This is a genomic window from Pseudomonas sp. Z3-8, assembly GCF_051131975.1.
Lineage (GTDB): Bacteria > Pseudomonadota > Gammaproteobacteria > Pseudomonadales > Pseudomonadaceae > Aquipseudomonas.
Map to the genome: position 1 here is coordinate 470713 of NZ_CP071643.1, position 13739 is coordinate 484451.

The 13739-nt window shown below is 63.6% G+C and carries 11 protein-coding genes and 1 pseudogene; 5 read left to right on the forward strand and 7 right to left on the reverse strand.

The genetic code is table 11. The annotated features are described in order from the left end of the window. The first annotated feature begins 15 nt into the window (after positions 1-15). Positions 16-963 carry an alpha/beta hydrolase gene (locus tag J3P94_RS02235; RefSeq protein WP_434571126.1) on the forward strand — a complete coding sequence of 316 codons (948 nt, stop codon included), beginning with the start codon at positions 16-18 and terminating at the stop codon, positions 961-963. Positions 964-1075: 112 nt separating this feature from the next. Here J3P94_RS02235 and J3P94_RS02240 read toward each other — a convergent pair whose 3' ends face one another. Then, on the reverse strand, positions 1076-1819 hold the full coding sequence (locus tag J3P94_RS02240) for a DUF2059 domain-containing protein (RefSeq protein WP_434571128.1): 744 nt from the start codon (positions 1817-1819) through the stop codon (positions 1076-1078). Between the two features lie 140 nt (positions 1820-1959). Between J3P94_RS02240 and J3P94_RS02245 the strand changes: the two genes are divergently transcribed. Then, on the forward strand, positions 1960-2592 hold the full coding sequence (locus tag J3P94_RS02245; RefSeq protein WP_434571130.1) for a 2OG-Fe(II) oxygenase: 633 nt from the start codon (positions 1960-1962) through the stop codon (positions 2590-2592). Between the two features lie 2 nt (positions 2593-2594). Then, the gene (locus J3P94_RS02250) at positions 2595-3086 is read left to right on the forward strand and encodes a DUF523 domain-containing protein (RefSeq protein ID WP_434571131.1); all 492 of its coding nucleotides are present in this window, start codon (positions 2595-2597) and stop codon (positions 3084-3086) included. Positions 3087-3258: 172 nt separating this feature from the next. On the opposite strand, the gene J3P94_RS02255 is transcribed toward J3P94_RS02250, so the two are convergent. Then, positions 3259-4632, reverse strand: a complete 1374-nt coding sequence (locus J3P94_RS02255; RefSeq protein WP_434571133.1) for a GTPase/DUF3482 domain-containing protein — start codon at positions 4630-4632, stop codon at positions 3259-3261. Then, on the reverse strand, positions 4625-5992 hold the full coding sequence (locus J3P94_RS02260; protein ID WP_434571135.1) for a DUF2868 domain-containing protein: 1368 nt from the start codon (positions 5990-5992) through the stop codon (positions 4625-4627). Before J3P94_RS02260 ends, J3P94_RS02255 begins: the two co-directional genes overlap by 8 nt. A 77-nt stretch (positions 5993-6069) precedes the next feature. Here J3P94_RS02260 and J3P94_RS02265 point away from each other — a divergent pair, with 77 nt between their 5' ends. Then, positions 6070-6582, forward strand: coding sequence for a dihydrofolate reductase (locus J3P94_RS02265; RefSeq protein ID WP_434571137.1), 513 nt, complete (start codon positions 6070-6072; stop codon positions 6580-6582). Between the two features lie 119 nt (positions 6583-6701). Here J3P94_RS02265 and J3P94_RS02270 read toward each other — a convergent pair whose 3' ends face one another. Beyond that, positions 6702-8093, reverse strand: coding sequence for an L-cystine transporter (locus J3P94_RS02270; RefSeq protein WP_434571139.1), 1392 nt, complete (start codon positions 8091-8093; stop codon positions 6702-6704). A 240-nt stretch (positions 8094-8333) separates the two neighbouring features. Here J3P94_RS02270 and J3P94_RS02275 point away from each other — a divergent pair, with 240 nt between their 5' ends. Then, positions 8334-9389 (forward strand): haloacid dehalogenase-like hydrolase, encoded by a 1056-nt coding sequence (locus J3P94_RS02275; protein WP_434571141.1) that lies wholly within the window; start codon positions 8334-8336, stop codon positions 9387-9389. 217 nt (positions 9390-9606) lie between these two features. Here the strand turns inward: J3P94_RS02275 and ilvD are convergent, their stop codons facing one another. The 3 genes and pseudogenes from ilvD to J3P94_RS02290 all read right to left on the reverse strand — a co-directional run bounded on the left by ilvD (position 9607) and on the right by J3P94_RS02290 (position 13648). After that, complete coding sequence (ilvD, locus tag J3P94_RS02280; protein WP_434571143.1) at positions 9607-11448, reverse strand: dihydroxy-acid dehydratase; 1842 nt, start codon at positions 11446-11448, stop codon at positions 9607-9609. A 356-nt stretch (positions 11449-11804) separates the two neighbouring features. Further along, positions 11805-13001: a class I SAM-dependent rRNA methyltransferase gene (locus J3P94_RS02285; protein WP_434571144.1), complete on the reverse strand. Its 1197-nt coding sequence runs from the start codon at positions 12999-13001 to the stop codon at positions 11805-11807. A gap of 108 nt (positions 13002-13109) precedes the next feature. Continuing rightward, positions 13110-13648 (reverse strand): annotated as a pseudogene (locus tag J3P94_RS02290) (type 1 glutamine amidotransferase domain-containing protein). Positions 13649-13739: the final 91 nt, after the last annotated feature.

The window sequence follows — 13739 nt, forward strand, 5'->3', positions numbered from 1 at the left end:
TTGCCTGGAATATTAATGCCCGCCTCTTTCGACCCCGATCACCTGCGCGCCAGCCTGCAATCCCTGGCGCAGTGGCAACCGCTGTCTGCGCAAGCGCAGGCCTACCAGCAGTTCTATGGGCTGGACTTTCCGGCGCGCACCTTGCGCAGGGGCCTGGGACGTTTCGACATTGCCGGGTATGAACTGGTCGGCCAGGTCTGGTGGCCGGAAAAAGCCGTGGCGACGCTGTTCCTCTTTCACGGCTATTACGACCATATGGGGCTGTACCGGCATTTGGTCGAGTGGGCGCTGGATCAGCAATGGGTGGTAATCAGCTGCGACTTGCCGGGCCACGGCCTGTCCAGTGGCGAGCGCGCCAGCATCGGCGATTTCGCCGAATACCAGGCGACCTTGCGCGGCTTGCTGGCCGAAGCCGAGACCCTGGACCTGCCGCAACCCTGGCACCTGTGCGGCCAGAGTACCGGCGGCGCGATCGTGGTGGACCATGTGCTGCACCACGGCGCGGACAGCCCGGCCCAGGGCCAGGTCATCCTGTTGTCGCCCTTGGTTCGGCCACGGGCCTGGGGCTGGTCGCGCCTCAGTTATTACTTGCTCAAACCTTTTGTGAGCGGCATCGCCCGGCGCTTCAGCGAGAACTCCAGCGACCCGGCTTTCCTGCCGTTCCTGCAGGCCGATCCGTTGCAACCGCTGCGCCTGCCCACTGCGTGGGTCGGGGCGCTGGCGCAGTGGATCCGGCGTATCGAGGCGGCGCCGAGCAGCTCGCGGCAACCTCTGATCGTGCAGGGGCAGGCGGACATGACCGTGGATTGGCGGCATAACCTGCAAGTGTTGCGCGGCAAGTTCGATCGGCCCCAGGTATTGATGTTGCCCGAGGGGCGGCATCACCTGGCGAACGAGACCTTGGCGATACGGCAGGAGATGTTTGGGTTTTTGAGCAAGCGGATGGGTCGGATTCGGCGGTAATCGGGCTGTGGCCTTCGCGAGCAGGCTCGCTCCCACAGGGTATTGGGTGTGCTGGGGGACCAGTGTGGGAGCGAGCCTGCTCGCGAAGACGATGCAACAGGCGCGCTGAAGATTACTGCCCCAGATTCTGCCCCACCGCCAACCCCGCCCGGATCGCCGCCAATGCCGCCTGGTAATAAGCCTGGCCCTCGGCCGACTCGGCAAACGTGGCGAATTCTTCCAGTTCGGTATCCGTCAGGTCGCGGTAGACGTACAGCAGCGTGTTGTTCAGGTCCGCGCCGATCTGATCCATCAGCCGCTGGCGCTGGCCGTTCAGCATGCCCTGGGCCTGGCCGCCGCCGAGCAGGCCGGGAATCATCGAGCTCAAGCTGTCGGCCGCCACGCCGGCGATCGCCAGGCTGACTTCGGCGCCGGCTTCGCGGGCAGGCAGGGCCTGGGCCAGGTGGCCGATGATCAGCAGGCGATTGTCGCTGGCTTGCATCTTCGGCAGGCCCTTGGCGTTCTTCGCCAATTGGTCGCGGCGGGTGGCGAGCAGTTCGGCGGCGACGACTTTACGGCCCAGTGGCGACTGGAAAAAAGCCAGGGCCGGGTTCGGGTCGACAAGATTGCTGCGCAGTTGCGCCTCGGCCCGCTGGTCCATGGCCTGGGGCGCGAAACGCTGGTTGCTGTTGTTCACCAGCGCCTGGAAGACCGCCGGCGGCAAGCTGCTCTGGTAGCGCTGCTGCGCGGCGCTCAAGGCATCGTTGAAATGCGCCCGCTGTTCCGGCCAGCCGGCGACCTTGTACAACTGGTCATAGCTGTCTGCCCAGGCGGGCAATACGCAGAACATCAACAGTGAGAAAAGCAAACGGCGCATAGGGACTCCTGTCAGCAGCCGACTATTCTCCGTGGGGGGCGGGGTCTTGTCGAGAATTCGTATCAAGTTCGTACGGCGGTGCTAGCTGGCGCAGCCAACCCGCTGCGCGGCGCTGTCGGTTTTGCAGGCACAGGAATACTATGCGCGCCATGCGAATACCTTCTGATCATCCGTTGCTGTTACGTATCGTCGATGACCTGGCCGAGCGCGGCTGGTCGCAGCAGAACATCTTCCTGCCGGATGCGCTCACCCGCGCGCTGGCGGCCGAATGTCGCCAGCGCGCCGCCGAAGGCGAACTGGCTCCAGCCGCCGTGGGGCGTGGGCCGTTTTCGGAAATTCGCGAAGGGGTTCGTGGCGATCGCATCCAATGGATCGAGCCCGGCCAGGTCGAGGCCTGTGATCGTTACCTGGGGCTGATGGACAGCCTGCGCGAGGCCTTGAACCGGGGGCTGTTCCTGGGCCTGGAGGATTTTGAAAGTCATTTCGCCCTGTACCCGCCGGGCGCGTTCTACCTCAAGCATGTCGATCGCTTTCGCGATGATGACCGGCGCATGGTCTCGGCGGTGCTCTACCTCAATGACGCTTGGCTGCCCGAGCACGGCGGCCAGTTGCGCATGTACCTGGATGAAGGCGTGGAGCACGACGTGGTGCCCACGGGCGGCTGCCTGGTGGTGTTTCTGTCGGGGGATATACCCCATGAGGTCCTGCCGGCCACGCGTGATCGGCTGTCCGTGACCGGTTGGTTCCGGCGCCGTGGCAGCGAGTTGTTCTGAACATGCAAAAGATCCTGGTCAGCCGCTGCCTGCTCGGCCATCGCGTGCGCTACGACGGTGGCGCCAGCGGGCCGTTCGACCCGCTCCAGCACTGGCTCGACGAAGGTCGGGTCGTGCCACTGTGCCCGGAAGTCGCCGGCGGCCTGCCCACGCCTCGGCCGGCGGCGGAGATTCCAGGCGGCCAGGGCGCGCGAGTGCTCGATGGCAACGCGGCGGTGATCACCACCGAGGGCGAGGATGTGAGCGCGCAGTTTCTGTCCGGTGCGTATCAAGCGCTGGCGTTGGTGCGCGAGCACGGCATCCGCATCGCCGTGCTCAAGGCCAACAGCCCGTCGTGTGGCAACCTGCTGACGTATGACGGCACGTTCAGCGGGGTCAAGGTAAGTGGCGAAGGCGTGACGGCGGCATTGCTCAAGCGCAATGGGGTTCGGGTGTTCAGCGAGCTGGAGCTGGCTGAAGCGGCGTTGGCCCTAGAAGCGCTGAGCGAGCTGTAGAGGCGTGCGCGGTCGCTCTTGTGGCGAGGGAGCTTGCTCCCGCTGGGCCACGCAGTGGCCCCATTGATTTAGCCTGAGCCACCGTAGTGTCTGGTTTTGGGGCTGCTGCGCAGCCCAGCGGGAGCAAGCTCCCTCGCCACGGGGGGATGCTTGCCACAGGAGTTGTGGTTTTTTAGAGCTGTTCAGCCAACAGCTCGATCTGTTCCTGTCGTTCGGCCTGGCTCAGTCGTGGCTGGGGATTCAACGACGACCACTGCGGATACGCCCTGGCCTTGCCCAGTGCTTCAGGCAGCTTGCCTTCGCGCCAGGTCTTGTCCTGGGGCGTGGCGATATGGATGCTGTCCATCGCCGCATGGCCGCGCTGGTCGATGGCTTGCAGCAGTTGCCGTTGTCGCAGGGCCAACAGGCGCAGCACGTTGTCATCGACGCTCAGTTCACGCTGGCCCTTGAGCTTGCCCATCAGCCGATTGCCATAGTTGCGGGCCGTTTGCAGCGCGCCGCCGGCAATCGCCCCGGCGAGGGCGGCGGCGCCCAGGGTCAGGCCACCCACCAGCAGGTCGACACCGGCTCCGGCCGCCGCCCCGGCCGCAATGCCGCCACCGACCCGTACGCCCAATTGCTTGAGTGTGTCGGGGTTGAACAGGTCATCACCCCAGCGACCATCCAGCAAGGGCAGATCGCTGGCCGCCGCATCCTGAGGGCGGAAAGCGTAGAGCTTGAGCAGGGCCTCGACACAACGCTGTTCGCGCTGACGCACCGCGTTGCGCAGGTCGCTGATGGCCTGGCGTTCCAGTTCGGCATCGCTGGCGACGCTGCGCCGGCAAGCGGCGCAATCGATCAGCAATTCGGCAATCAGCCGTCTGGCGCTCTGCTGGCGTGCCAGACGCTGGGCCTGTTGGTCGGCGATCAGCCGCTCCAATTGCCCGCGAGCGCTTTCCAGCAGCAACGCCAGGCTTTCATACAGACGTCGCTCGCCGTCCTCGGGCGGGGCGACGCTGTCGAAACGGACCAGCGCATGCAGGCCCAGCCGCGCCAGGGCTTCGCGCCAGTCGGCTTCACGGTGCTGGGCGCTGCTGACGAAATTGAGCACCGGCAGCAGCGGTTTTCCGCAACTGGCGAGGACTTCCAGTTCATCGCGGTACTTGGCCAAAACCGGTTCGCGGGCATCGATCACGTAGAGCCCGGCATCGCTGGCGAGCAGTTGCCGCAACACCTTGGCTTCCTGTTCGAAGCGTTGCCGAGCCTCGCTGCCGTCGAGGAAGCGCGCAAGCCGCGCCGGGCCGTCCAGGCGTTCACCGGGACGTTCTAGACGTTCGAGGTAATCGAGCAGGGCGATGGCGTCTTCCAGCCCCGGCGTGTCGTACAGTTCCAACAGCGCCTGCCCATCCACCGACAGGCGAGCGCCTTCAACATGACGGGTGGTGCTCGGGCGGTGGGAAACCTCGCCGAAGCCGACGTCGCGGGTCAAAGTCCGCAGCAAGGAGGTCTTGCCGACATTGGTGTGGCCGACCACCGCGAGCTTCAGAGGCTTGAAGGATTCAGTCATGGCCGGTCTCCAGCCAGTTCATCGGGGCACAGTCGGCGAACGGCAGTTGCAGTTGTTGCAGCGCGTTGTGCCAGTCCCCCAGGCGCTCGGCATCCAGGGCTTCGCCGGGCGGCGCCTGCAACAGCCAGACGCGGGTGGCGCTGGCGCTGCGGGCCAGTTCGGCGATCAATGCCAGGCTGCCACGGTCTGGCGAGCGCCGGGGATCGCAGGCAATCGCCAGGCGCGCGGGCGGGAAGCGCGACAGTTTTTCCAGGAGTTTGTGGCGAGACTCGCGGCTGTCGAGGATGCCGGCGTTTTTAACGGAGTCGGGCAGCTTCGGCGGCCAGGGCCGTTCGTCCAACTCGATCGCCACGAGCAACGCGCCGTCACTTTCCATTGCGCCGAGGGTGCTGTCGATTCGGTGCAGTTGCGCGGGCGCGGCATCGTTGACCCCCAGGCGTTCGCTGCTGGGCATCAATCGCTCACGCAACTGAGCGTAGCCGGGCAGGTTCAAGTCCAGGCGCAGGCTGGCGCGGCCACGGCGCCAACGCCACAGGCAAAACAGCGCCAGGCCCAGGCGCGGCGGCACGCCGTAGATCAGCAGCACGCCGACCAACCAGGCGGCCCAGGCCTGGCGGGCGCTTTCGATGTCCAGCGCGGCGTCGCCGCTGGCGCGGATCATCTCGACGCTCGGCACGCTGAAGCCCAGCAGGGTCGGCAGTGCGCCAAGGGCCTGGGTCATGGCGACGAAGGTCTCGCCACCGAGAATCGTGGTCTCCCAGACGAAGCCATAGCGCCGGGTCGCCATCAGCAGCAAGACGATGACCAGCGCGCTGAGCATCGCCAGCAACCACAAGCCGTTGACCAGCACACCGAGGGCCCAGCGGTTTAGCTTGTGCCGTTGCAGCAACAGCAGCAGCGCCGGCGCGAGTTGCGCGGCCTTGGCATCGCGGGCGAGTTTTTCGCTGAGCCACAGCCAAAGGCGTCCCAGCGTGGCGCCTTGTCCCCCGGCGAATATCAAGCCCAGGGCCCAGCCGATGAGCAGAATCAGATTCAGCCCCAACAGACTGCCGAGGGCCCAGAATACGTTGACCGGCGCACGCCCATCGCCGAGCGCGGCAAACCCCAGGCCGGCGCCGCTGATGATGGCGAGCACCGCCAATACCACCAGTGCCAGCCGTGCGCCTTGCAGCCAGTGACGCAGGGCCTGGACGAGGCCATCGCGCTCGGCCAGCCAGTGGGCGCGATGACGGATACGCGTGGACAGATCGCCGCCGGCCGCGCGGGCCAGGCGATTGGCTTCCTGGTCTTCGAGCGGGCCGGCATGTTCTTCACGCAGGCGTATCGTCTCGGTCAACCAGAGGTTTTGCAGTTCAGTCACGAGGGCTTCCGTTGCTCGAATGAGCAATCAGCATAACCGCTGTGGCCCCGGTCCGGGCCTCTGGTATCCTCGCCGTCATGAAAAAAACTCTTCCCTTAAGCCTGATCGCAGCCCTCGGTGAAAACCGTGTGATCGGCATCGACAACAGCATGCCCTGGCACTTGCCGGGGGACTTCAAATACTTCAAGGCCACCACCCTGGGCAAGCCGATCATCATGGGGCGCAAGACCTGGGACTCCCTCGGTCGGCCGCTGCCGGGACGCTTGAACATTGTCGTCAGCCGCCAGCCGGGCCTGGTGCTGGAAGGCGCGGAAGTCTTTTCTTCGCTGGAGGCCGCAGTGGAACGGGCCGAAGCCTGGGCGTTGGAACAGGGCGTTGACGAGCTGATGCTGATCGGTGGCGCCCAGCTCTACGCGCAGGCACTGGAGCAGGCGGATCGGTTGTACCTGACCCGCGTCGCGCTGAGCCCGGAAGGGGATGCGTGGTTTCCGGAGTTTGCTTCGAGCCAGTGGAAACTTGTGTCGAACCAGCTGAACCCGGCTGAAGGGGACAAGCCGGCGTACAGCTTTGAGGTATGGGAGAAGCGCTAACAGCATCGCGAGCAAGCTCGCTCCCACATTGGATCTTTGGCGTACACGAATTCTGTGATCACTGCTGATCCATGTGGGAGCGAGCTTGCTCGCGATAGCTATTTCTCAGGCGGCGCTCATCAAGCGTGCACCAACTCCCCATGCTCCTCGGCATCGAGCAAGGCCTTGTCCGTCTGCTGCATCACCTGGCTGGTAATCGCCCCGGCGGTGATCGAGCCACTGACGTTCAACGCGGTACGGCCCATGTCGATCAACGGCTCGACCGAAATCAGCAGCGCCACCAGCGAGACCGGCAAGCCCATGGCCGGCAACACGATCAACGCGGCGAACGTTGCGCCACCGCCGACACCGGCCACGCCCGCCGAACTCAAGGTCACAATGGCCACCAGCGTCGCGATCCACACCGGGTCCAGCGGATTGATCCCCACCGTAGGCGCGACCATGACCGCCAGCATCGCTGGATACAGCCCGGCGCAACCGTTCTGGCCGATGGTGGCGCCAAACGATGCGCTGAAGCTGGCGATCGCCCGGGGGATGCCGAGGCGGCTGGTCTGGGCTTCGATACTCAGGGGGATGGTCGCCGCGCTGGAGCGGCTGGTGAAAGCGAAGGTCAGCACCGGCCAGATCTTGCGGAAGAAGCGCAACGGATTGATCCCGGCAGCGGACACCAGCAGGCCGTGGACCACGAACATTAGCCCCAGCCCCAGGTACGACACCACCACGAAGCTGCCGAGCTTGATGATGTCTTGCAGGTTGGAGCCAGCCACCACTTTTGTCATCAGCGCCAGTACGCCATACGGGGTCAGCTTCATCACCAGGCGCACCAGGCGCGTCACCCAGCTTTGCAGGGTGTCGATGGCGTTGATCACTTTCTGGCCTTTCTCTGCGTCATCCTTGAGCAATTGCAACGCCGCGACACCGAGGAACGCCGCGAAGATCACCACGCTGATGATCGACGTCGGCTTGGCCCTGGCCAGGTCGGCGAAGGGGTTCTGCGGAATGAACGAAAGCAGCAGTTGCGGGATATTCAGGTTGGCGACCTTGCCGGCGTAATCGCTCTGGATCACTTGCAGCCGTGCCTGCTCCTGGGTTCCGGCCACCAGGCCTTCGGCAGTGAGGCCGAACAGGTTGGTCAGGCCGATACCGATCAGGGCGGCGATGGCGGTAGTGAACAGCAGCGTGCCGATGGTCAGGAAGCTGATCTTGCCCAGGGACGAGGCGTTGTGCAGGCGGGCCACGGCGCTGAGGATCGAAGCAAAGACCAGCGGGATCACGATCATCTGCAGCAACTGCACGTAGCCGTTGCCCACCAGGTCGAACCAGCCGATCGAGGCTTTGAGCACCGGGTCGCCTGCGCCGTAGATCGTGTGCAGGGCGATACCGAACACCACGCCCAGGACCAGCGCCAGCAGCACTTTTTTGGCCAGGCTCCAAGTGCTGTGACGGGTTTGCGCCAAGCCGTACAGCAAGGCGATGAACACCAACAGATTGAGGGTCAGCGGTAGATTCATGAAAAACTCCGGAAAGACTTTGCAGCCGCCAAGCGTCGCGACTGTGAGCCGGAAAGCCTAACAGTCTGATATCTAAAGAATTAATACTTAAAAAGAATGTTTATTGTCGCTTTTGGAATAAGGCGTTGACGCCCAGGGGTATGCCGCTGGCGTTATCGAGACGCAAGCGGTCGCGCACAGGCGGGATCTGTCACAGGCATTTGTTAGCGTCGAGCTCCTACAACCTGGGAGTAAATGTCGATGAAGCTCGTACCTCGCTTGCTCGCTGTCGCTATAAGCCTGGGCCTTGCCGGCCAGGCGCTCGCCACTGACCTCAAGCATTGGCCCGCGGAACAGGCCAAGGCGCTGGAAGCGATGATCGCGGCCAACGCCAACAAAGGTAACTACGCGGTGTTCGACATGGACAACACCAGCTACCGCTACGACCTCGAAGAGTCGCTGCTGCCGTTCATGGAGAACAAGGGGCTCATCAGCCGGGAAAGCCTGGACCCGTCCTTGAAACTGATGCCATTCAAGGACACCGCCGACCACAAGGAAAGCCTGTTCAGTTATTACTATCGACTCTGCGAAGTGGACGACATGGTCTGCTACCCGTGGGTGGCCCAGGTGTTTTCCGGCTACACCCTCAAGGAGCTGAAGGGTTACGTCGATGAGCTGATGGCTTCCGGCAAACCGGTACCGACCACGTATTACGATGGCGACAAAGTGGTCCAGTACAACGTCAACCCACCGAAGATATTCACCGGCCAGGCCGAGCTGTACAACAAGCTGATGGAGAACGGCATCGAGGTCTATGTCATGACCGCCGCCTCCGAAGAGCTGGTGCGCATGGTTGCCTCGGACCCCAAGTATGGCTACAACCTCAAGCCGCAGAACGTCATTGGCGTAACCACGCTGCTCAAGGACCGCAAGACCGGCGAACTGACCACCGCCCGCAAGCAAATCACCAACGGCAAATATGACGAGAAGGCCAATCTTGGCCTGGAGTACACACCGTACCTGTGGACGCCGGCGACCTGGATGGCCGGCAAGCACGCGGCGATCCTGACCTACATCGACGAATGGAAAAAACCGGTGCTGGTGGCGGGTGACACGCCGAGCAGCGACGGCTACATGCTGTTCCACGATGTAGACGTGGCCAAGGGCGGCATCCACTTGTGGGTCAATCGCAAGGATAAATACATGACCCAGATCAACGGCATGATGGCCAAGCACGCGGCCGCCCAGGCCAAGGAAGGGCTGACGGTGACAGCGGACAAGAACTGGGTGATCGTCAAGCCGGAAGATATCCAGTAAACCGGATCAGTTACGGCTTCCGTGGCGAGGGAGCTTGCTCCCGCTCGGCTGCGAAGCAGTCGTGAAGCGGCGGGTGCGGTGTTTCTGATGCTCCGCATTTGGCGGATCTTGGGGCCGCTTCGCGGCCCAGCGGGAGCAAGCTCCCTCGCCACAGGGATATCTCTGGTCCAATAAAAATGCCCCGCACTTGGCGGGGCATTTTTTGTGGCTCGGGCGCTTACAACCCGTCAAGCATCGCCTTGTCGCGCACCGCGCCCTTGTCGGCACTGGTGGCGAGCAGGGCGTAGGCCTTGAGGGCGGTGGTGACTTTGCGCGGACGCACTTCCACCGGCTTCCAGCCTTTTTTGTCCTGTTCGACGCGGCGCGCAGCCAGTTCTTCATCGCTGATCAACAGGTTGATCGAACGGTTCGGAATGTCGATCAGCACCTTGTCGCCATCGCGCACCAGGCCGATGGCACCGCCAGCCGCTGCTTCCGGCGAAGCGTGGCCGATGGACAGGCCTGACGTGCCGCCGGAGAAACGGCCGTCGGTCAGCAGCGCACAGGCTTTGCCCAGGCCCTTGGATTTGAGGTAGGAAGTTGGGTAGAGCATCTCCTGCATACCCGGGCCGCCCTTCGGACCTTCATAACGAATGATCACGATGTCGCCGGCTTTCACCTCGTCGGCGAGAATCCCGCGCACGGCGCTGTCCTGGCTTTCGAAAATTTTCGCGTTGCCTTCGAACACATGGATCGACTCGTCGACGCCGGCGGTCTTCACCACGCAGCCGTCGAGGGCAATGTTGCCGTACAGCACGGCCAGGCCGCCTTCCTTGGAGTAGGCGTGCTCGACGCTGCGGATGCAGCCGTTCTCACGGTCGTCGTCCAGGGTCTCCCAACGGGTCGACTGGCTGAACGCGGTTTGTGTCGGGATGCCCGCCGGGCCGGCCTTGAAGAAGTGATGCACGGCTTCGTCGCTGGTCTGGGTAATGTCCCACTTGGCGATGGCCTCGGCCATGGTCTTGCTGTGTACGGTTGGCAGGTCGGTGTGCAGCAAGCCGCCGCGGGCCAGCGAACCGAGGATGCTGAAGATACCCCCGGCGCGGTGCACGTCTTCCATGTGGTACTTCTGGATGTTCGGCGCGACCTTGCACAGTTGCGGCACGTGGCGGGAGAGGCGGTCGATGTCGCGCAGGTCGAAATCGATCTCGGCTTCCTGGGCAGCGGCCAGCAGGTGCAGGATGGTGTTGGTCGAGCCGCCCATGGCAATGTCGAGGGTCATGGCGTTCTCGAACGCCTTGAAGTTGGCGACGTTGCGCGGCAACACCGACTCGTCGTTTTCGCCGTAGTAGCGCTTGCACAGCTCGACGATGGTCCGGCCGGCCTGCAGGAACAGCTGTTCGCGGTCACTGTGGGTGGCCAGGGTCGAACCGTTGCCCGGCAACGCCAGGCCCAGGGCCTCGGTCAGGCAGTTCATCGAGTTGGCGGTGAACATGCCGGAGCAGGAACCGCAGGTCGGGCAGGCGCTGCGCTCGTACTCGGCGACTTTCTCGTCGGATGCGCTGGAGTCAGCGGCGATCACCATGGCGTCCACCAGGTCCAGGCCATGGCTGGCGAGCTTGGTCTTGCCAGCCTCCATCGGGCCACCGGACACGAAGATCACCGGGATATTCAGGCGCAAGGCAGCCATGAGCATGCCGGGGGTGATCTTGTCGCAGTTGGAAATGCACACGATGGCGTCGGCGCAGTGGGCATTGACCATGTATTCGACCGAGTCGGCGATGATCTCGCGGCTGGGCAGCGAATACAGCATGCCGTCGTGACCCATGGCGATGCCGTCGTCCACGGCGATGGTGTTGAATTCCTTGGCAACCCCGCCGGCGCGTTCGATTTCCCGTGCAACCAGTTGGCCCAGGTCCTTGAGGTGAACATGGCCTGGTACGAATTGCGTGAAGGAGTTGGCAATGGCGATGATCGGCTTCTTGAAGTCGTCATCCTTCATCCCCGTGGCGCGCCACAGGGCACGGGCGCCGGCCATGTTGCGGCCATGGGTGGATGTTTTCGAACGGTAATCAGGCATGGAGCACTCCGGGCGGCTAATCAGGTACTTATCAGGTATCAATGGGGAAGTGAGCTTCTGTCGACGTCTGGAACACTCGGGGTTGGCCGTGAGTCCGGACGTGGCTGATGACTTTGCAGGATCGCTGCGCGCCTCAGCATGAGCTCATAAACCCGCCGGGGATGAATGGCGATGAATGTCGCGATTCTACACCGCTGGCGTCAGGATGAAATGACGCAAAGCGCCGATCGAGACCAATCTCGCGCCTGGAATGACGACTGGCAGCGTTCAGCCGCAAGGTAAGCCGAACGGCATCGGCTGGGGAAGTGCTCGTTATCGATCAGCGGGACAGGGCCGTAGCCCCGCCCCGCCCGGCCTCAGCTATTAGGCAGCAAGCGGCAGGTGATGCTCTTGATGTAACGCGTCTCGGCGATCGCCGGGTGTACCGGGTGATCGGGGCCCTGGCCGCCGCGTTCGAGCAGTTGGATGTTGCGGTCCAGGTGACGGGCGCTGGTCAGCAGGATGTTCTGGAGATCGTCCTCGGGCAGGTGCATCGAGCATGACGCACTGACCAGGATGCCGTCCTTGCTGAGCAGGCGCATGGCCTGTTCGTTGAGGCGGCGGTAGGCGCCTTCGCCGTTCTTCAGGTCTTTCTTGCGCTTGATGAAGGCCGGCGGGTCGGCGACGATCACGTCGAAACGCTCTTCGCTGGCCTTGAGTTCCTTCAAGGCTTCGAATACGTCACCTTCAATGCAGGTCAGCTTCTCGGCGACGCCGTTCAGCGCGGCGTTGCGCTCGACGCCGTCGAGGGCGAAGGCCGAGGCGTCGACGCAGAATACTTCACTGGCACCGAACGCCGCGGCTTGCACGCCCCAGCCGCCGATGTAGCTGAACAGGTCCAGAACGCGCTTGCCCTTGGCGTAGGGTGCCAGGCGCGCACGGTTCATGCGGTGGTCGTAGAACCAGCCGGTTTTCTGGCCCTGCATGACCGGCGCTTCGAATTTCACGCCGTTCTCTTCCAGGGCGACCCACTCCGGGACGAGACCGAAGACGGTCTCGACGTAGCGCTCCAGGCCTTCGGCGTCGCGTGCCGCGGAATCATTCTTGAACAGGATGCCGCTAGGCTTGAGCACCTGGGTGAGGGCGGCGATCACGTCGTCCTTGTGGGCTTCCATGGTGGCGGAGGCGATCTGCACCACCAGGATGTCGCCGAAACGGTCGACCACCAGGCCCGGCAGCAGGTCGGAATCACCGTAGACCAGGCGATAGAACGGCTTGTCGAACAGCCGCTCGCGCAGGGACAACGCCACGTTGAGGCGATGCACCAACAGGGATTTGTCCAGCGCCAGCTTCACGTCGCGGGACAGCAGACGTGCGCAGATCAGGTTGTTCGGGCTCATCGCAACGATGCCCAGCGGCTTGCCGCCGGCGGCTTCGAGGACCGCCTGGTCTCCGGCCTTGAAGCCGTGCAGCGGGGTGGCGGCCACATCGATTTCGTTACTGTAGACCCACAGGTGGCCGGCGCGCAGGCGACGGTCGGCGTTGGCTTTGAGGCGCAGGCTGGGCAGGGACATGACGTCGCTCCGGAAAAAAGAGCGGGAGTATACCGTGTTGCAACCCTTGCGGGGCCGGCGGTGGACATGCGGCGAGGGAGCCTGCGCTGCTCGCCTCGCCACAAGGGCTCAGGCCGACAGCGAGTTGATCAGTTCACGGTTGAACGCGGGAAATCATCCGGCTGGCGGCTGCTGATCCAGGTGCCGTCCCGGACAACTTCCTGGTCGACCCAGTTCGCGCCGGCATTGACCAGATCATCCTTGAGCGTCTTGTAGCTGGTCATGGTCTTGCCTTTGACCAGGCCGCTGGACACCAGCAACCAGCCGCCATGGCAAATCACTGCGATAGGTTTGCCGGCCGCCTCGAAGCCCTTGACCAGGTTCTGCGCGTCGGGGTCGATGCGGATGGTGTCGGAATTCTGCACGCCGCCGGGCAGCACCACCGCTTCGTACTGATCGACATTCGCCGCCTTGAAAGTCAGGTCCACCTTGAAGTCGTCGGCCGGCTTGTCATGGTTCCAGCCTTTGACCTGGCCGTCGCTGGCGGAAATGATGTCGACCTTGGCCCCGGCCTGTTCCAGCGCCTCTTTGGGACCGGTCAGTTCGGCCTGTTCAAAACCGTCGGTGACCAGAATGGCGACGCGCTTGTTGTTCAGATTAGCGGGCATGAAAATCTCCTAAAGCTGAATGGGTTGGCTGCCGACCTAAGCCTTATTACAAGACTTGGGCATTGGTCCTACAGATTCCGAAGCTCAGGCT